This window comes from Paenibacillus sp. MT86 (assembly GCF_058792535.1).
The window spans coordinates 541,844-561,675 of the sequence record NZ_CM179499.1 but is presented as its reverse complement, the minus strand read 5'-3'; the positions used below and the strand labels follow the sequence as shown (position 1 = coordinate 561,675).

The 19,832-nt window shown below is 53.9% G+C and carries 17 protein-coding genes; 9 read left to right on the top strand and 8 right to left on the bottom strand.

The annotated features are described in order from the left end of the window. Positions 1-265: 265 nt before the first annotated feature. The gene (locus AC3RCL_RS02390) at positions 266-1,132 is read right to left on the bottom strand and encodes an AraC family transcriptional regulator (RefSeq protein ID WP_009595482.1); all 867 of its coding nucleotides are present in this window, start codon (positions 1,130-1,132) and stop codon (positions 266-268) included. Between the two features lie 126 nt (positions 1,133-1,258). On the opposite strand from AC3RCL_RS02390, the gene AC3RCL_RS02385 reads away from it, so the two are divergent. The 8 genes from AC3RCL_RS02385 to AC3RCL_RS02350 all read left to right on the top strand — a co-directional run bounded on the left by AC3RCL_RS02385 (position 1,259) and on the right by AC3RCL_RS02350 (position 11,928). After that, positions 1,259-2,548, top strand: coding sequence for a Gfo/Idh/MocA family oxidoreductase (locus tag AC3RCL_RS02385; protein ID WP_251500627.1), 1,290 nt, complete (start codon positions 1,259-1,261; stop codon positions 2,546-2,548). A 113-nt stretch (positions 2,549-2,661) separates the two neighbouring features. Beyond that, positions 2,662-4,479, top strand: coding sequence for a cache domain-containing sensor histidine kinase (locus tag AC3RCL_RS02380; RefSeq protein ID WP_251500624.1), 1,818 nt, complete (start codon positions 2,662-2,664; stop codon positions 4,477-4,479). After that, entirely contained in the window at positions 4,454-6,052 is a 1,599-nt protein-coding gene (locus tag AC3RCL_RS02375; protein ID WP_492534485.1) for a response regulator, read from the top strand. The genes AC3RCL_RS02380 and AC3RCL_RS02375 overlap by 26 nt, the downstream gene beginning before the upstream one ends. A 122-nt stretch (positions 6,053-6,174) precedes the next feature. Further along, a complete protein-coding gene (locus AC3RCL_RS02370) occupies positions 6,175-7,089 on the top strand; it encodes a carbohydrate ABC transporter permease (RefSeq protein ID WP_492534484.1) in 915 nt (304 codons plus the stop codon). Positions 7,090-7,094: 5 nt separating this feature from the next. Next, positions 7,095-7,934, top strand: a complete 840-nt coding sequence (locus tag AC3RCL_RS02365) for a carbohydrate ABC transporter permease (protein ID WP_012818681.1) — start codon at positions 7,095-7,097, stop codon at positions 7,932-7,934. Positions 7,935-8,008: 74 nt separating this feature from the next. Then, a complete protein-coding gene (locus tag AC3RCL_RS02360) occupies positions 8,009-9,325 on the top strand; it encodes an ABC transporter substrate-binding protein (RefSeq protein WP_492534483.1) in 1,317 nt (438 codons plus the stop codon). A gap of 21 nt (positions 9,326-9,346) precedes the next feature. After that, positions 9,347-10,993 carry an MGH1-like glycoside hydrolase domain-containing protein gene (locus AC3RCL_RS02355; RefSeq protein ID WP_492534481.1) on the top strand — a complete coding sequence of 549 codons (1,647 nt, stop codon included), beginning with the start codon at positions 9,347-9,349 and terminating at the stop codon, positions 10,991-10,993. Between the two features lie 23 nt (positions 10,994-11,016). Next, a complete protein-coding gene (locus AC3RCL_RS02350; RefSeq protein WP_492534480.1) occupies positions 11,017-11,928 on the top strand; it encodes a glycoside hydrolase family 43 protein in 912 nt (303 codons plus the stop codon). Positions 11,929-12,074: 146 nt separating this feature from the next. Here the strand turns inward: AC3RCL_RS02350 and AC3RCL_RS02345 are convergent, their stop codons facing one another. After that, on the bottom strand, positions 12,075-13,094 hold the full coding sequence (locus AC3RCL_RS02345; protein WP_012818677.1) for a Gfo/Idh/MocA family protein: 1,020 nt from the start codon (positions 13,092-13,094) through the stop codon (positions 12,075-12,077). A gap of 26 nt (positions 13,095-13,120) precedes the next feature. Continuing rightward, positions 13,121-13,894, bottom strand: coding sequence for a sugar phosphate isomerase/epimerase family protein (locus AC3RCL_RS02340; protein ID WP_012818676.1), 774 nt, complete (start codon positions 13,892-13,894; stop codon positions 13,121-13,123). A 139-nt stretch (positions 13,895-14,033) separates the two neighbouring features. Here AC3RCL_RS02340 and AC3RCL_RS02335 point away from each other — a divergent pair, with 139 nt between their 5' ends. Beyond that, the gene (locus tag AC3RCL_RS02335) at positions 14,034-14,861 is read left to right on the top strand and encodes a helix-turn-helix domain-containing protein (RefSeq protein WP_071222296.1); all 828 of its coding nucleotides are present in this window, start codon (positions 14,034-14,036) and stop codon (positions 14,859-14,861) included. Between the two features lie 74 nt (positions 14,862-14,935). Here the strand turns inward: AC3RCL_RS02335 and AC3RCL_RS02330 are convergent, their stop codons facing one another. The 5 genes from AC3RCL_RS02330 to AC3RCL_RS02310 all read right to left on the bottom strand — a co-directional run bounded on the left by AC3RCL_RS02330 (position 14,936) and on the right by AC3RCL_RS02310 (position 19,801). After that, complete coding sequence (locus AC3RCL_RS02330) at positions 14,936-15,859, bottom strand: copper amine oxidase N-terminal domain-containing protein (protein WP_492536249.1); 924 nt, start codon at positions 15,857-15,859, stop codon at positions 14,936-14,938. Positions 15,860-16,025: 166 nt separating this feature from the next. Further along, entirely contained in the window at positions 16,026-16,478 is a 453-nt protein-coding gene (locus AC3RCL_RS02325) for a hypothetical protein (protein ID WP_119850322.1), read from the bottom strand. A 233-nt stretch (positions 16,479-16,711) separates the two neighbouring features. After that, positions 16,712-17,782, bottom strand: a complete 1,071-nt coding sequence (locus AC3RCL_RS02320) for a bifunctional transcriptional activator/DNA repair enzyme AdaA (protein ID WP_492534476.1) — start codon at positions 17,780-17,782, stop codon at positions 16,712-16,714. 255 nt (positions 17,783-18,037) lie between these two features. Further along, complete coding sequence (locus tag AC3RCL_RS02315; RefSeq protein ID WP_492534474.1) at positions 18,038-18,907, bottom strand: carbohydrate ABC transporter permease; 870 nt, start codon at positions 18,905-18,907, stop codon at positions 18,038-18,040. Between the two features lie 18 nt (positions 18,908-18,925). After that, positions 18,926-19,801 (bottom strand): carbohydrate ABC transporter permease, encoded by an 876-nt coding sequence (locus tag AC3RCL_RS02310; RefSeq protein ID WP_009595489.1) that lies wholly within the window; start codon positions 19,799-19,801, stop codon positions 18,926-18,928. Positions 19,802-19,832: the final 31 nt, after the last annotated feature.

The window sequence follows — 19,832 nt, the reverse complement described above, 5'->3', positions numbered from 1 at the left end:
GTATATAAAACATTATCTTGATATTCTATTAGATTATTTATTACAAGAAGACCATCTAAACTCTCGATCAAGACGAACCTAAGCAGCAATCTCTTTTTCGTCTTTCCGAGTAAGCTTAATCCGTCATTAGTTATGTTAAGTCGATCCATTTTCTCTTCAAGTTCAATTACAAATCCCCTCACATCCTCGCTGAAATAAAATAGAGACTATCTATTTTATTTCAGCTTTTTCTAGTGAACCAGAAAGAAGACACAGCCATATTCCTCTAGCTTCGCATTCGATACTGCTGCCGGTATGCCCTCGGAGACAGCTGAACCGTCCGCTTGAACATCTTCCCGAAATGGGAGAAGTTGCTGAAGCCCGATCGCCAGGCGATATCCGTGATGGAATCATCGCTCTCCCGCAGGAGACGCTGCGCTTCCTTGACCCGAAGCAGGTTGAGATAATCGCTGAAGGTAAATCCCGTCGTCTGCTTGAACAGCCGGCTGAGATAGTGCGGGCTGATCCGGAACGCCTCCGCTACCTCGGGCAGCGTTAAGGCCTGCCGGTAGTTGTCGTTAAGATACCGGACGACCGCCTGGGTCTTCGGATGAAGGACCGGCTCCGTATCGGCCGAACGAACCATGCCCAAATGCCGGCTGCGGTAGGCGAAGAGCAGCAATTCGACCGTTCGGTGCCGAAGCAGCCAGCTGCTTCCCGCTTGAGGATGGATCATCTCATTCACCATGTCGCCGACCATTCGCTCCACCGCTTCACTCGCTGGCGAAGGAAGCCTTAGAATGGGAACATCCCAACCGAACGGCTCCTTCAACCCTTCGGCCAGCTCAGGCGGTACGGCCAAATCCGCAAACAATTCCGGGTTTATATAGAGGACAAGGCGATCATGGTCGGGCCGGCCGCTGTCCAGCGTCTTATGAACGGCATTCCGGTCCACGAAGACAAGATCACCGGCCCGAACCCTGTAGGAGCGATCCTTGATGAAGTAGATCCGCTCGCCCGATAACAGGTAATACAGCTCATAATGATCGTGGAGATGGTCGGCCGACATCGAGAAATAGCCAATGCGGCGGTCATACTCCATGCTCAAATATCCGGTGGGATCATGATAATCTGCTCGAAAAGGCTTGGTCATGCGGGCTGCCCCCTTTTCTTGGATTATAGCAAAATATGCGGTATTTGAAAGCGATTACGCATGAAATGCGGCGAAAGCAATGCTCCCTTGTTATAGGCTAGAGCTATATTCAAGGAGGCGATAGAGATGAGTGACAAGAAACGTTATGTATTGGTCGGTACCGGCGGCCGCGCCGAATTTTTTTATGGCGCCCTGGCCCAAAACTTCCGCGACAAATCCGAGCTTGCTGCCTTTTGCGATATCAATCAAACCCGCATGAATTACGCGAATCAGCTGCTGCGGGAAAAATATAAATACGCCGAGGTGCCTACCTACCCGGCGGACCAATTCGACCGGATGATCGAGAACGAGAAGCCCGACTACGTGATCGTGACCAGCATCGACCGGACCCATCACAAGTATATTATCCGCGCGATGGAGCTTGGATGCGATGTCGTGACCGAGAAGCCGATGACGATCGACGAGGAAAAATGCCAGGCCATCCTGGATGCCGCCAAGCGGACCGGACAGAACATCAGGGTCACCTTCAACTACCGTTACGCCCCCCACCATACCAAGGTACGGGAATTGATCATGAATGATACCATCGGCCAGGTGACCTCGGTGCATTTCGAATGGCTGCTGAATACCCGCCACGGCGCGGATTACTTCCGGCGCTGGCATCGGGACAAGCGGAACAGCGGCGGGTTGCTCGTTCATAAGTCCACCCATCACTTCGACCTGGTCAACTTCTGGATCGGTTCCCATCCTGAAACCGTTTTCGCATTCGGCGATCTCATGTATTATGGTAGAGAGAATGCCGAAGCACGGGGCGTTACGCAGTTTTACAATCGCGCCACCGGCAACCCAGTTGCCAAGGAGGACCCTTTCGCGCTCCATCTGGATTCCGATGCGCATCTCAAAGCCATGTACCTGGATGCCGAGCCGGAGGACGGCTACCAGCGGGATCAAAGCGTATTCGGGGACGGCATCAACATTGAGGATACGATGGGCGTCCTCGTGCGATATCAGAATAAGGCCATATTAACGTATTCGCTGGTCGCTTATCAGCCGTGGGAAGGCTATCGCATCGCCATCAACGGCACCAAAGGCCGGATCGAGATGAACATCGTCGAACAATCCTACGTCAATTCACTGGGCGACAAGAGCCTGGAAGGCGCGTTAATCGGGAAAACGCTGCGGGTGCTTCCGATGTTCGATGCCCCGTACGAGGTTCACGTCGAGGAGCAGCAGGGCGGACATGGCGGAGGCGACCCGGTGCTGCTGAATGATCTGTTCGGGGAACCGGTGGAAGATCCTTATGCCCGCGCGGCCAACCATATCGATGGGGCGAGATCCATACTGACAGGAATTGCAGCCAACCGCGCCATCGCCACCGGCATGCCTGTACGAATCGGTAATTTGGTTCGTTTCTAAGCCGTACACGGCTGCTCCAAGCATTTTTCCTTCAAAGGCTGCGTATTTTGCGCAGCCTTTTTTCACATGTCGCAGACCGCCTAGAAATCCGCTTTTCGCAAAGGAGGAAATGGATGTTCTTCTCATTAAAAAGCCGTTTGATCGCCTTTATCGTCGCACTCTTCGTCCTCTCTTTCGGCACGCTCTCCTTCCTGCTGTTTACGGAATCGCGCACCGTGATCCGCTCCTACATCGAATCCTCGGCCCTTGAAAAGATGGAGGAATACGGTTCCTACGTGGATATGGTCCAGATGCAGATTTATGACGTCGCTTCCCTGGTCTTTAACAGTGACACGGCCAAGAACTGGGATAACGCCATCGGCGATCCGCTGCTGCCCGAAGGGGAGAAAATGCTGGCCAATCTTGCGATGAGCCGATTTCTGACCCAAGCGACCAACAGCTACACCAGTATCTCCGACGTATCCATCTACCGGCGCAGCGGGCTTCGAATCGGCGGCGAGAACCAAGTCGAAACCGACCCTGCCTTTTTGCGGGAATCATGGTACACGAACTTCTTCGCGTCCGGAGACCGCTGGCTGCCAGCGCATACGGACCAGCATGAACGCGTCCGGGATCACGGCAATCCCGTCGTCAGCCTGCTGATGCCCATCGGGACCTTCCATCATGCCACGGCGCAAAACGTGATGAAGGTTAACGTCAGCGAGTCTTATTTTCTGGAGCCGCTCAGCCGGATCCATTTGGCCAAGAACAGCACGATTTTTCTGCTGAATGAGCAAGGAAGCCCGATTCTATCTCAGCAGGCGCATGAACTCGGTGCCGGAGCTCTATCGGAGATCGATCGCATTCGAAACGGCCCGCTGAAATCGGGCGTCGTCTATCTGACCAACGATGAGGGGCAGCGGGACATTCTGGTTTACAAGAAACTGGGGCGCACCGGCTGGATGCTGGCCGGCCTGGCGCCGGAGAAGGAGCTGTACTCCTCTCTTCACAAGCTTCAGAGTACCATTCTGTTGGTTACCGTCGTTCTGATCCTGGTCTCCCTGTTTGCCGCCGCATGGCTCTCCTATGGCGTCACCAAGCCTTTAACTCGTCTGGTGCTGGCGATGAGGCAGGTGCAGCGCGGAGCCTTCGACCAGGCCGAGTCCGTTCTGCCTCCTGACAAAAACGTTAAGAGCGAGGTCAGTTACGTCATCTCCACCTTCCGCTATATGATCAGCCGCCTGCGGCAGCATATCCAGAACGAATTCGAGCTGAAGCTGCTCCGCCAGCAGGCGGAATATAAAGCGCTGCTCATGCAGATCAATCCCCACTTCATGTTTAACACCCTGGAGCTGGTGAGCAGTCTTGCCATGCAGCGCCGGACGGACGATACCGTGCAGGTGATCGAGGACCTGGGCAAAATGATGCGCTTCTCCATGAATACCAGCGACGACCGGGTCCCCTTAACCGAAGAACTGGCTTATGTCCGCCACTATATCTCCATTCTGCAAACCCGCTTCGGGCATAAACTCGACATCTCCATCCACGAGGAAGGCCGGCTGGATTCGCTGGTGATGATCAAGTTCATTCTGCAGCCGCTGATCGAGAATGCGGTCAAATACAGCTTTCAGCATCAAACCACGGCACAGGTCGACATCCAAATCAGCAGGCAGGACAACCGCCTGTTTCTCCGCGTCGCGGATAACGGTCCCGGCATGCCCTCCGAGATCATCCGCAAGCTCCAGGATCCCGCGGCGGCCTCCCAATTGGAGCCGATCCTCCGAAGCGAGAGCTGGCACATTGGACTCGGCAACGTGATTGCTCGCTGCCGCTTGCATTACGGCGACTTATTTGCCGTTCATATTCGGAACGGGAGCGAAGCCGGCACATGCATCGAACTGATTCTACCGGTACAGGAGGAATATCATGTACAACGTATTGATCGCAGATGACGAGATCGAGGTTCGCGAAGGGCTGAAGTTGAAAGTCGACTGGGAAAGCATGGGCTTTGCCATTTCGGGGGAGGCCGGGAACGGCCTGGAAGCTGAAGAGCTCTTGAAATCCCATTCGTATGACCTGCTCATTACCGACATGAACATGCCTGTCATGGACGGCGTCCAGCTGCTGGACGTTTGCCGGAGCCACAATCCGACCATCCAGATCATCATTATTACAGGATACGAGGATTTTCAATACGCCAGAGCGGGCGTCCGCAGCCAGGCCATGGACTACTTGCTGAAGCCCGTTGCCCGGGACGACCTGAAATCCGCCTTAAGCAAAATCAAACACGAATTGGATAAGAACCGCAAGGTACGGGACGATTCGGAAATGATGCAGTGGCGGCTATCCCAATATTACAAAGAAATGAAGGAACGCTTCCTGCTGGATCTCGTGCGCGGCGACCGCCTGCCCCCCGCCTCCATGACGGAACGGATTCGACTGTTTCACCTGGAGGATTGGCAGGATGGCCGCGTATGCTTCATCACCGCGGGCATGAGGGAATCCGGCATGCAGAAAGCACCCGAAGGCCGAGCGCCCGAGCAGCTCCGCCTTCCGTTTGAAATGGTCTGCCATGAAATCGCCGAATCTTATCCGGGCGGCGTTCAAGTGTTTCATGACGCAGCTCATCCCGGTATCATGCATTTCATTGCGCTTGACGGCATTCAACATGCATTCGCGGATAAACTCGTCGCGCAGGCATCCTCGTATTTAACCGTGGAGGTGCAGGTAGGATTAGGGCTGCCCGTGTCGGGGCTTGAGCGCTGGAAAGAGGGTTATATCCACTCCCTCCTGGCCTGGAATCTGGCAGGACGCCAGAACGGACCGGATCAGGCACCCGTAACCGACCAAAGTCCGTTGCTGCCGGACGAAACAAGCCGCGCGCTTCATCGCTGCCTGATCCGGGGCGAATTGGAATCCTTCCGCAGCATCATCCGGAGGGAGCTGGGCGAGTCATTCCGGCTATCGCCTGCCCGCTTGGTACGGAGCCTTTTTCAAATCACGCTGATTATGGAATCCGCCGCTTTCGACAACATACGGCATTCACGGGGAGCGGGGCCTCTATGGATTTCACCCGAATGGGTGTTATGGCTGGAGACCCCGGAGCAGTCGGAACGCCTGCTGATGCAGTGGGCACAGGATTTTGTTGACAACCTCACAGAATCCGGAGACGGAGACGCTACCCTGATTGAATCCGCCAAGCGGTATATCGAGGAAAATTACATGCAGGAATTATCGCTGACCTCGCTGGCCGAGCAGTATAACTACCACCCTACCTACTTCTCGGAAATGTTCAAGGAAGGGGCTGGGGTCTCGTTCATCCAGTACGTTACGGAGGTTCGGATGAAACACGCCGTACGCCTGCTGCAGGAGACCCGATTGACGGTATGGGACATAGCCGAGCTGACGGGTTTCTCTTCACCCGGCTATTTCAGCTCCAAATTCAAAAAAATGTTCAATCAAAGCCCTTCCGAGTTCCGACTGTCGCAATCCGAAAAAATCGAACACGATGATCCGAAGAAATGAGATTCCGCCCTCTCTCCTCCCCCGGTAAGATGTGTTTACCGGGCGCACCGACATACCGATTGTAAGCGCTTCAGGCCGTCAGGTAACCGCCCATGCTCATTCATCCTGAAGGGAGGCACATTATGAGAAAGCTGTCCAAGCCCTTATACGGCCAGCAGAATAAGACAGCCTACTTGTTTCTTCTGCCTTGGCTCATCGGCTTCTTCTGTCTGACGCTGGGGCCGATGATCGCATCGCTGTACTTGTCCATGACCAAATTCAACCTGCTGTCATCGCCGACTTGGACGGGACTCAGCAACTATGTCCAGATTTTTACCGAAGACGATACGTTTCAACGATCCTTGTGGCTAACGTTCTACTATGTGTTCTTGTCCGTGCCGCTGAGACTTGCGTTCGCGCTGCTGATCGCCATGGCCTTGAACAAGGGCATCCGCGGACTCGGCATTTACCGGACCGTTTATTACATCCCCTCTCTATTGGGAGGCAGCGTTGCCATTGCCATCGTCTGGCGCCAAATCTTTGACGGCAGGGGGCTGGTCAATCAGTTCCTCGGCTGGTTCGGCATCACGGGCCCCTCGTGGATCGCCCACCCCGACTATGTGGTGTATACGATTATCACGCTGTCCGTCTGGCAGTTCGGATCGGCCATGGTCATCTTCCTTGCCGGTCTGAAACAGATTCCGACTGATTTATATGAAGCATCCGGCGTAGACGGTGCCGGAAAGATCCGTCAATTCTTCGGCATCACGCTGCCGATGCTGTCACCCGTTATCTTTTTCAATCTGATCATGAGCATGATCAATTCGTTCCAAGCCTTCACGCCGGCCTACGTCATCGGAGACGGGCGGGGAGGACCGCTCGACGCCACGATGTTCTACACCTTGTACCTGTATCTGAAAGGCTTCTCGTTCTTCGATATGGGTTATGCCTCGGCACTGGCATGGATCATGCTGGTCATCATCGGGGTGTTCACCGGGATCGTTTTTCTTACATCAAAATTCTGGGTCTTCTACGGGGATAACCAGGAAGGGAGGTAATGGATATGCCGCTTAAGCGACAACTGGTTCAAGCCGGGAGGCATGCCGCCATTATCCTCCTCGGCCTGCTCATGCTGTATCCGGTGCTGTGGCTCGTCTTCAGCTCGTTTAAACCGAATCATCTTATCTTCACCAACAGCAGCCTCATTCCGACTGCCTTCACGCTGGATCATTACGTGAACGGCTGGAGCGGGCTTCAGGGCATTTCCTTCGGCCGATTCTTCGGCAACTCCGTGCTGATCTCGGTCATGAGCGTCATCGGGAACATCGTCTCCTGTTCCCTGGCAGCCTACGCCTTCTCCCGATTGAAGTTCAAATTCAAAGGCCTGTGGTTCAGCATCATGCTGGTGACGATTATGCTGCCTTACCACGTAACGCTCGTGCCTCAATACATTCTGTATAACGAGCTTCATTGGATCAATACGTATTTCCCGCTCATCCTGCCCAAATGGCTGGCGCATGACTCTTTCTTCATTCTGCTGATGGTTCAGTTCATCCGCGGCATTCCGCGGGAGCTGGACGAGAGCGCGACCATCGACGGCTGCGGACAATCGCAGATCTTCTTCCGCATCGTGGTGCCGCTTCTCGTCCCTGCGCTGATTACGACGGCCATCTTCACCTTCATCTGGAGTTGGGACGACTTCTTCAGCCAGATGATTTATTTAAGCAAGATTGATTTGTTCACCGTACAGCTGGGGATCCGATCCCTGTTCGATCCTTCGGGGCAATCGGATTGGGGGGCGCTGCTCGCCATGTCCACGCTGTCGCTGCTGCCTGTGACGATCATTTTTCTGGTGTTTCAACGGTATTTTCTCGAAGGCATTGCCACAACCGGCCTGAAGTAGCCTCAGAAGCTGCCTGCCGACGTGCGAGGGCGTGCTGCAAATGAACCAATTATGATTAGACTGGGGGATTATCCATGTTGAAGAAATGTTTCGTTGGCATGTTGGCTTCGCTCCTATTATTCGTCACCGCCTGTTCCGGAACGGATCACACCGGAGAAGGCGGGAAGGCGGACGCAGGGGCCGAGCCGAGCGGCCAAGTCGAGCTGCGCATGATGTGGTGGGGCGACCAGAAACGGGCCGATATTACGAACGAAGCCCTGAAGGTGTTCCAGAACAAACATCCGAACATCAAAATCGTCGGCGAATTCTCGCCTTCCTCCGGATATTTCGATAAGCTGAACACCCAGCTCGCTTCCGGCACCGCGCCGGATATCTTCTTCCTGGGCGGAAACGTCGTGGACTATGCCAAAAAAGATGTGCTGCTGAACCTGGATCCGTATGTCGGCAGCGAACTGAAGCTGGACGGCATGGATGCCACCATGGTGGAATACGGCCGCCTGGATGGGAAGCTGCAGCATATTTCGGCCGGCGCAAACGCCCGGGGAATCGTCATCAACAAGGCACTGTTCGAAAAGGCAGGCATTCCTCTGCCGGAGCAGGATTGGGATTGGGAGGACTTTGCCGCCATCAGCAAAGAATTGTCCGATAAGCTTGGCGACGGCGTATACGGTACCTATAATTTCACCGTCGACGGAATGGATATCTTTCTGAAGCAGCGCGGAAAACAGCTGTATGATATGGAGAACGGAAAGCTCGGCTTCGCGAAGGAAGACATTCAGGAATGGTTCGAGTATTGGGAACAGGCTTCGAAGGCCGGCGGTGTCGTTACGCCTGAACTTCAGGTGTCCAATCCGCACGATGATACCAGCAAATCCTTGTTGATTACGGGTAAAGCCGCCATGAGCCTCCTCCCTTCCAATCAGCTGGCCGCATTCCAGAGCCTGACGGAAAATCCGCTCATCCTCCATCCGGTACCTAGAGGTCCGAAGGGTACGGGCGTGGTATTCGAGTCCAGCCAAGGACTATCCGGATATGCCAACACCAAGCATCCGAAGGAAGTCGCCACGCTCATGGACTTCTGGATCAACGATCCCGAAGCGGCCAAAATCCTCGGCAACGACCGCGGCGTGCCGGTGACGGAAGCCAACCGCAACCTTCTCCAGGAGGAAGCGGGTCCTGTGGAAGAGATTGTGTACAATTATACAAGCCTCGTATCGGAAGCCACGAAGACCGAGCCTTTTGACGTGAGTTATAATCCGCCGGGATTCGCCGAGTTCTCCAAGCTGGCCCAGACGACGACCCAGGAAATCGGTTTCGGCCGGAAAAACGTCGAGCAGGCCGTTGCGGACTTCTACAACGGCACCGTGCGCATATTTGAATCGAATCAATAACAAGCTTTCAAGGAGGCGGACATGACAGAAGCTATGCTGGACCGGCTGCGCCGGATTTCGATACCGGATCGGGTGCAGCCGGTCAAACCGGAAGACCGGAAGCTGCTGCAGGAGTGGCAGGCGACAGGCGTCCGATTCGCGGCATCGGGCGGACGGCTCGAAACGGCTTATTATACCGCGCTGGAGAAGCTGCTGACCTGCATCGTGCCGATGAACGGCAGCGATCCGATTCTGCAGGAGGGCGGTATCTATCTCGGCTGCTGGCTGGAGAGCACCGGTACCATCAATGCGGAGCTGCTATCGCGACTGATTCCCTCGGTCTCGGAAACAACCTACCTCGCCTTTGCCGATCAGCAAAGAGAGGATGGGCTGCTCCCTTATAAACTGACGGAGAACGGCCCTTCGTTCCGCCAGATCCAGCTCGTCACGCCCCTGGCGCGCTGCGTCTGGAACCACTATGAGCTTCATGGAAGGGACCTCTCCTTCCTGAAGACCATGTACCAAGCCATGTCGCGTTACGACGATTGGATCGCGCGTTACCGCAACACCCGGGGGACCGGCTGCGTGGAGGCTTTCAGTACCTTTGATACCGGGCATGATCTGTCGCCAAGGTTCTGGCATGTTCCGGACACGCCCTATCGGAACGATGCCGCAGCCTTCCACCCGGACTCCCCGGTTCTGCCCTTCCTGGCACCGGATTTGACGGCCAACATCTACTGTCAGCGCATGTATTTGGCCCGCATGGCCGAAGAGCTCGGCGAATCCGGAGCCGATTGGAGGGCCAAAGCCGAAGCCAGCCTGGACAGCCTCTTCCGTTGCTGTTATGACGAGAAGGATCAATTCTTCTATGACCGGGATCGGAACGACGAGCTGGTCCGGGTCCAATCCGACGTGCTGCTGCGCGTGATGGCCTGCGAGGTGGGCGATGCCGAGCTGTTTGGCAACATGCTGCGGCGGTATTTGCTGAATACCGGCAAATTCTTCGCCAAATACCCGTTTACGTCCATCGCAATGGACGATCCGCGCTTCGATCCTTCCTCCGCTTACAACAGCTGGGGCGGGCCGTCCAATTTCTTAAGCTTGATCCGGGCGCCGCATGCCTTTGAACATCACCACCGCTATGTCGAGCTGACCTGGGTGCTGCAGCCGATTCTGTCCGCCTTGTCCAAGGCGAAGCGCTTCCCGCAAACCTTGAGCCCTTGGACAGGTGAAGAGGGCTTTACCGAGGCGTATTCCCCTTCCATTCTGTGCCTGCTGGATTACGTGGAACGGCTCTGCGGCATCATGCCGATCGGATCGGATCGGCTGTGGTTTACGGGATTGCTTCCGGTCGATATGGACCATGGCGAAGAAGTCGCCGGCAACACGGCCTATAGCCGAGCCGTGAACGGGCTGCACTACGAATTGGTGAATACCCCGGACAACGTCACCGTATACCGGGAAGGCCGCGTTCATATTCAAGGCCCCGCCGGGATTCGGCTGGTCACGGACCGCAGCGGACAATTGGAGGGCGTGATCGGCATGAGCGCGCGAACCATTGAAGGCGAGCTCCGCTATCAAGGCACATCCATTCCGATCCGGATCAAAGGCAATGAAATGCAGCAGTATTCAGACGGAGATTTGAAGACGGAGAGGGATATCGGCATCATCTATCCTGCCTATCGTTAATTGAAGGAGGTGAACGCTTACGCGTGAAAACTGCAGACATTCAGCTTCGGGACCCCTACGTACTGCCTGACCCGACACAGCGAATATACTACATGTACGGCAGCACCGACAAAAATATATGGAAGGAAGGAAAAGGCTTCGATGTCTATATCAGCCGGGATCTAATCGATTGGGAAGGCCCTTATCCGGTCTTTCGCAAACCGGACGATTTCTTCGCGGACGTGAACTTCTGGGCGCCCGAAGTCTACTATTACCATGGGCGTTACATCATGTTTGCCACCTTCCGCCGAAAAGATAACGATCTGCTGGGCACTGCGGTGCTGTCGGCTGAGCAGCCGACAGGGCCCTTCTCCCTTCATAGCGTTGGGCCCGTGACCCCTGTCGACTGGAGTTCCCTGGACGGCACGCTCTATATCGACGAAAGGGATCAGCCGTGGATGGTGTTCTGCCGCGAGTGGCAGCAGGTCGGCGACGGCGAGATTTGCGCCATGCGCCTGAGTCCCGATCTCACGGAGGCCGCCTCGGAGCCCGTGACCCTGTTCCGAGCCTCCGAAGCCGCTTGGGCCACGCCGTTCCACTCGCCCCGCTTTCCCGGATCGGGCAATTATGTGACGGACGGCCCGTCTCTGTTTCGGACAACATCGGGGAGTCTGCTCCTATTATGGGCCAGCTTTGTGGATGGCCGATACGCGCTCGGCGTTGCCAAGTCGCCAACCGGCAAGCTGACGGGTCCCTGGCTTCAAGAGCCCGAACCCTTATATTCCAGCGACGGCGGGCACGGCATGGTGTTCCGTACCTGGAACGGCCAGCTGATGCTGACGGTGCATACCCCGAACCGCACGCCGGATGAACGGCCGATCTTCATTCCCGTCGCGGAGGACGGTGATAGCATCAAGGTGGATGGGATGTATCGGACAACGCGTATGCCCAAGTAAAATCCATATTAAAAAGGCCGCTCTCCATGAAGATGGCAGAGCGGTCTTTTAATAGTTTTTGTGCATTCCTAAGCTATGCCTTGCTTTGATTTGCAGTACAAACAAAAGGAAGCCGTACGCATACGGCCTCCCTCTACTCTCATTTATTACAGCTTCACGATTTTACCGGTCTCTTGGGATTCGAATGCACCCAGGATTACGTTCAAGGAACGAAGTCCTTCCTCACCGGAAATGCTAGGCGGCGTGTTCGTGAGAATGGATTCGACGAACGCGTCGATGACGCCGCTCGGAACCTGCTTCTCATTGGTTGCCATGGCGCCTACCTTGTAGGTCTCCACCGTACCGTCTGTCAGCTCTACAACCACCTCGTCGCCGTTAACGGTACCGATCTTCATGGCACCTTTCTCGCACCACAATACCGTTCCGTTATCGCCGGATCTGTAATGCGTCCAGCTTGCCATCAGCGTGCCCACGGCCCCGCTCTTCATGCGAACGATGCACGTCGCGTTGTCGTCCACATCGGTTCCTTCTTTATGGACCGTTCCGATAAAACCTGCCACTTCCACGATCTCATCGTTCAGCAGGTAACGGATAAAGTCGGATTTGTGCACGCCGAGATCGCCCATGGCGCCCATAATCGCTTCTTCCTTGCGGAAGAACCAGCTGTCGCGTCCATCCAGGCTCCAGCTCTCCGGACCGCCGTGGCCGAAGGAAGTACGGAAGGTAAGCACTTTGCCGAGCTTGCCGGAATCCAGAATCTCCTTCGCTTTTACGTGCGGTGGCATGAGGCGTTGATTGTGGCCTACCATCAGGTACACCCCGTTCTTGCGGGCGGCCTCGATCATTTGCTCTCCTTCTTCAGCCGTCGTGGCCATCGGCTTCTCCACCAGCACATGAAGGCCGGCATTCGCAGCCGCGATGCTCATCGGAGCATGCAGATAGTTCGGCGTACATACGCTAACGGCGTCCAGCTTCTCGTTCTTCAACAGTTCTTGGTAGTCTGCGTAGGCTTTACCGCCATACTGGGCTGCCATCTCTTCGGCGCGTTCCTTCACCGGATCGGCAAAAGCAACCAGCTCCACGTTAGCATTGTTCGCGTATTCAGGAATATGTCTGCGCTGGGCGATCGCGCCGCAGCCAAACACTGCCACTTTAATTTTGCTCATTGAAAGTCTCCTTTTTTGCTTATAGATTAAAATTGGTTCAGGTAGTTCTGCTTCAGCCAGTTCATGCTGTTCTCCACGCTTTGCAGCGGCGGATTCTGACATACGTCCTGCTCCACGATCAGCCATTCCGTGCCTGCATCGGATGCAGCCTGAATGACGCCCGGCAGATTAACCGAGCCTTGGCTCAGCTCCAGCGTCTTCATATTGCCTTCCGCATCCTTGCTGAAGTCTTTCAGGTGAAGCAGCGGAAGACGTCCGGCGTATTTCGGAATGTAAGTGAGCGGATCTTGTCCGGCGAATTGTACCCAGCATACGTCCATCTCCACTTGCACGGCTTCCGGCGTCGTTGCGGAATACATCGCATCAAAAACGAACTGGCCATCAACCTCGGCTTCGAATTCAAATGCATGGTTATGGTATCCAAAGATCAGTCCCTGCTTGCGGGCTTCGGCACCTACTTCCTCCAGGAAGGAGAAGAGGTTCTTCCAATCCTCGGCATCTTTACGATCTTCTTCGGCCACGTATGGACACATCATATATTTAGCGCCAATGGTTTTCAGGTAATCAATTTCCTTCTGCAGGTCTGCTCGAAGCAGATGCAGGCCCACGTGACTGCCGATCGCTTTCAGGCCAAGCTCTTGAAGAAGCGTTTTCATTTCCTCGGCCGGAATGTCTCCATAACCTGCGAACTCCACGCCTTCATAACCCAATTCAGCAACTTTGCGTAGCGTACCGCGGAAATCCTGTGCCGTTTCATCGCGCAGCGTATACATTTGCAAACCAATGTTCATTCTTCTCATTATAGCGCACCTCGATTCCAAAAATGAGTTACTGCTCTATCTGCTACTATCATACATGCAAATAGGCTAAAATGAACATAAACAATATTGCTGCAACATGAACTATCTGCTTATATTTTTACTGGGGGTTGTTACCATTATGGAAGCTAGGCTGCTCATCTGCGACTATTCCTATCACTTTCAGCAATTCAGCAACAGCCATCGGGGCGGCTTGACGACCTATCTGTTCCGACTCCAAACCGAGGGCTCCTGCGAGATCTACTGCAACGGCATCGAGCACCATGTGCAGGCAGGCGACCTGCTGCTGCTGAAGCCCGGAGATGAATACGAGCTGCGGGTGAAGGAAGACGGCGAGGATGGCCGCGTGTCCAGCGGGGATTATTTTATATTCTGCGACGGCTCCTGGATTGATGATTGGTGGAACCGCATCCCCCGCCCTGTCGTCAGTCACGTCGGGCTCGACGATTATTTGCTGGGATTGTGGAGACAGATGCTGCTGGAGAAGCGGCGCGGCCTTGAAGGGGAAATCGGGGAATTGACCGACTACCTGCTGCGCAGTCTCTGCCTCTGCCTGGACCGCGCCATTACCGAGATCAAGCCTACCGATCGCCTTGCCTTCACTGCCCTGCGGCTGAAGCGATTCGTGGAGGAGCATGCCACCCTAACCTTCAAGCTGGAGGAGGCTGCTTCCCATGTCGGGCTTAGCTTATCCCGGGCGGTCAAACTGTTCAAGGAGTATTACGGAAAAACCATGATCCAGTACGCTCTCGAGATCAGGCTGAACGCAGCCGTCGAGCGCATCAAATACAGCACGATGACGCTGGAGGAAATCGCGGAAACCTGCGGCTTCGCCAGCTACTCCTATTTTCACCGGGTATTCCGAGCCAACTATGGCGTATCCCCGGTGAAATTCCGGGAAACGGCAACGGTGCCGGCAAGGCCGGGGCAGGAGAAAAGCCCCCGCTGATTTTTTTTCTACTATTAATATAAAGAAGCAGCCCATGCTCCTCCTTAAAGGCAGGGACTAGGCTGCTTTGTACTTTAGTAACTCGAAATATTCTCCAAAATGCCATTATAGAAGTAGAGATAATGGTCTGAGCCATACGAGGATTCATAGACCCACATGTCGGTCGTTCCCCACGAATAGATATCTTCATAGTGACGATCATATAATCCCCATGACAGATAAACCATCTCGGTCGTCATTCCTGTGCTGATTACGGATTCCCTGATTTTTTTCCAATATTTCTCCGGAAAATGAAATTGCTTATACGGACTAGTTGTCATGAAGCCGGATTCAAAATCGTAGGCATCCAGTTCGGCATAATAGGTCCTGCCGTTATGTGTAAAATAAACGTTCAACCAATCGCCAAGAACGCCGTCGCGTTTGATCTTGGTTATTTTCACCTGGGCCAGATTGCCGACGCCGTTTGCTATGCTTCCCTGGGCATTATTGATTATCATGTTGTGCTTAAAAATCCACGCTGTCTTTCCAATATATTTATGATGCGATTCGTAAAGATCGTTTACCGGCACTGTGACTTTATGTGTTTCGCTTTGGAGCGTCACGTTCTTCAAGTAGTCATGCAGCAAATCATAATCTGCCGAAACTTTGATTTTGAAGGCATCTTTCAGCAGCTGGACCGGAATCATGAGTTTGCCCTCGACCAACTGGACAGGCGCAGTATAAGACGTGGCAACGCCGTTGATTTTCACGTATCTTGAATTCTTTTTTGCGACCACCTTCATCGTACCCTTCCAGATGGAAATTTGCCCGGTTTTGTTATTCATTTCAAAATTGATATCCAATGCCTTGGTTACAGCTGCCGCCGGAACCATCGTGTTATTCTTGAGAATCACGCCCTCTTCTTTTAGCTTTGAAGCTGTGATGTTCCCCGAACTTGCTGCGGTGCCAACCCCCGGCAAACTGCACAGGGCGATCAAGAAAACCAGAAAAAACAACATCTTTCTCACAGAATAATCCTCCAGTATATGTATAATATTTCCTCCAAGATGAATCCGGAATATTATAACATGTTTCGACAACATATATAGGTAATTTGAACCAAATTAAAATAGCCCCGGTTTCCCGGAGCCAGCTATTCCTATATCCGAACCCTCATATATTCATTCACAGCATCGCGGCCCCGGCCGCGGCAAAGACCAGCGCGAAATAAACGCCGACCCCTATCAGATGATTGCGATTCCACTCCCGCGGTTTGATCTCAACGATATACGGAAGCAGCCAAAGGAAGCTGGCGACAAACCATGCAGCGGAGGCCATTCCGATGAACAGCAGTTTCTTTCCTTGCTCGTATTGGAAGACAGGGTCCATCCCGTTAAAACGGATCAGAGAGCCGCTGGTCAAGGTACAGAAATAAGCCAACACCATGAACACGGCCACTACCAAAAGCGTGCCGATGGCCTTGAGCCCGTCCGAAGTCAGGAAATTCGGCCGTCTCCCCTTCTTTCCGGAAAAGCCGATCAAAAAGAATACAAACCCGACCAAAATGGCCGCACCTGCTCCTGAAGCGACAACGCCCCCCGAAACGGCTGCCGCCAAAGCTAGAATCGGAATCATCATGTTTACTTCCACTCACTTTCGTACCTGCTGAACCATGCGGTCTTAGCATAAAATAATAGGGCTCGTGCTCCACATGATTCCGGTTGGGACGCAATCCGATATGACGAACGGTTCAATTGATAATCAAATGCTGTATGAAAACATAAGGAGACATTCCAAATTATAGCATAGCGGGTGCTTCCACGGGATTTGCGTTCTAGCTAATCGCCGAACATAAGAATCCCCTTCCTTTGTTAAGGAAGGGGATTCTTAGTTCCAGCACTGATTGACTGCTCATGATGCAGCAACCACTGCTTTCGCGACAGACCGCCGCCATATCCGCCCAGCTCACCGCTCGTATTGATCACGCGGTGGCATGGAATGACAATCGCAAGCTGATTGGCGCCATTCGCTTGGGCAACGGCGCGATACGCGGTCGGTCTTCCCATCGCCGCTGCGATTTCGCCATACGAAGACGTTTGGCCGGGGGGAATCCGCAGCAATCGGCCCCACACTTCTTGTTGAAACGGCGAACCGAGCAAGAACAAGGGCGTCTTGAATTCCGTTAACTTCCCTTCAAAATACCTTGCGAGCTCCAGCTCGATCGAACGGATCGGAGCCGTATGGCCCGGAATGATCGCCGACTTGGTTCTCTGCCGGAGACGTTCAACCTCACGCTCCAGGCCCCGGCGGTCCACGAATTCGAGCAGATACAGCGCCTCTTCATCCGCGATGGCCATCATCGGCCCGAGACGCGTGTCGATCCATGAAGCCTTTAAGATGTTATGGTGGCCCGATCGGCTAGGCGCCGCGCCCATGATGCGGGAAAACGCATCCCTAAAACCGCTGCTCGACTCGTAGCCGGTCGACAGCTGCGCATCGATGACGGCATGCCCCTCCCGGATTTGCTTCAAGGCAAGTCCCATCCGCCGGGCTCGTGCGTATTCAACAAAGGTCATCCCGAACCGCTTCTTGAACTGGCGCCTGGCCGTCGAGGCATCGACGGACAGCTTCTGGAAGTCCTGGTTGGTCCACCTTTTCTCCGGATTCTCCTCAACGGCTTCAACGAGCAGCCGGACCAGGTCGGATACCTGATTGGGGTGCGATAGCGGACGGCAGCGTTTGCAAGGCCTGAAGGAAGCAAGCAGCGCTTCTTGAGCCGTCTCGTAAAATTCGCAGTTTTCCATCTTCGGTTTTCGGGCCGGGCATGTCGGCCGGCAGAACACCCCCGTGGTCTTCACGCCTACATAAAATACGCCTTCGTACTCCGATTTCTTTTCCAGCAGCGCCTGGTAATACTCCTGCTGATTGGCAGCCGTTATCACTTGGGTTCCTCCCCGCTCTGATGTACTTTCTAAAGGGCCATACGCTTGTTGGCCTTAATCATCATGCTCTCTTGTTCTCGTGTTTCTATTATATTTCTTTTGCCGGCATGACGTAGCCGAAAAACGTGCATGAATATTTTCGTGAGGAAAAAATGCCCGAATCCCGATGACCCTGTTTGACCAATCATAAGAAAAAGGCCCCTTCCGTTGACCGAAGGGGCCTTTTCTTTCAAGAATATGAAATTCGCTTGAAGTTTAACCTTTAATGGATCCTGCCACCATGCCCTTCATGATCTGCTCCTGCAGGATCAGGTAAGCCACGATCGTCGGAATGACTGCGATCGCCATTGCTCCCATCGTCAAGGCGTAATCCGTGCCGAAGCCGTCCGAGAACAGCGACAAGCTGAGCGGCAGCGTCTTCAGCGCCTGCGTATTGATAAATACGAGAGCGAAGGAAAAATCATTCCAGAATCGGAGGAATGCCAGAATCGATATCGTTGCCACAATCGGCGTGCAGAGCGGCAGAATCATTCGGCCGAAGATTCCCCACCAGCCGCTGCCGTCGATCATGGCCGCTTCTTCAATCTCTCTTGGAATGGATGACATGTACGCCATCGCCAGGAAGATTGCGATCGGCAGCTCAAACGCCGTGTAAGGCAGGATGAGGGCGCCGTACGTGTCGAGCAGGCCGATATTTTTCATCATAATGAACAGGGGCACCAGCGTACTGTGGATCGGAATCAGCAGTCCGGTCGTAAACAACACGACCACCAGCTTTTTAAACCGAAACTGGAACCTGGACAGCACATACGCCGCAAGTACACTAAGCAGGATGGTCAGCACGACGGCCGTAATCGTTACAACCGTCGAATTGATCATCGCTCGGCCCATATTTCCGAGCTCCCATGCCCGGAATAAATTCTCGGTCATCCACTCCTTCGGCAAGCCGTAAGGGTTGTTGAAGAAATCCTGGTTCGATTTAAACGCGCTCGTAAAAAGCCAGTACAAGGGATAGAGCGTAAGAATCGCATACACAATCAGCAGCAATTTTACGAACCCGGTTAACCCCTTCGTGATGACGCGTTTCCCTGAAGCACTTCCGGTCCCGGTCGTCTGTAAATTCACATCGCTCCCTCCTTCATGTTAGCTTGACTTTCTGCGCGTTGCGAAATAATTAAGTGCGATAAGAATGGCGCTGACAATCATGATCATCGTGGAAACGGCGGAGCCGTAACCGTAACGGTATACGCTGAACGTGCTGTTGTACATATAGGTAGCAAGCAGCTCGGTCGATTGCGCCGGTCCGCCGCCTGTCATGACGATGACATGGTCAAAAGCTTTCAGGCTTCCCGAGATACAGAGCACAATGGTTACGACCACCGTGCTCCAGACCATCGGCAGCGTGATTTGCATCAGCTTGTTCCAGCCGGTGGAGCCATCGATTTTGGCCGCATCGTGGATCTCCGGCGAAATATTTTGCAGCGCTGCGATAAAGATGACCAGATAAGGGCCGATGTTCGCCCAGTTAATCGGAATCGATATCGCCAGCATGTTGACCTTCGGATCGGACAGCCAAGCACGGGTCCATGACTCCAGGCCGAGCATCTCCAGCACATAGTTGGCAATCCCGAACTGCGGGTGGTAAATGTAACCCCAGATGAGACCGACAACCACCGTGGAGAGAACCATCGGCATGAAGACGGCGGACCGGATGAACCTGGAGAAGAACGAATTCTTGAACAATACGATAGCCAGAATCAACGCAATCGGAACCTGGCCGATAATGGACGATACGACCAGAATCAGGTTGTTTCGAAGCGCCCGCCAGAAGATCGGATCCTTGAACATCTCTCTATAATTATCAAGGCCGATGAACGTGGCGTCTCCGAACCCTTTCCAACTGAAAAATCCGTAGTATGCTGACCAAAAAACCGGAATGATGACAAATATCAGAAACAACAGAAGCGCAGGAAGAAGAGCTATGGCTATAAATCCTTTGCTTCTCATCGCTGTAGGCATGGCAGCCTCCTCCCTCCTAATCCTTATGCAG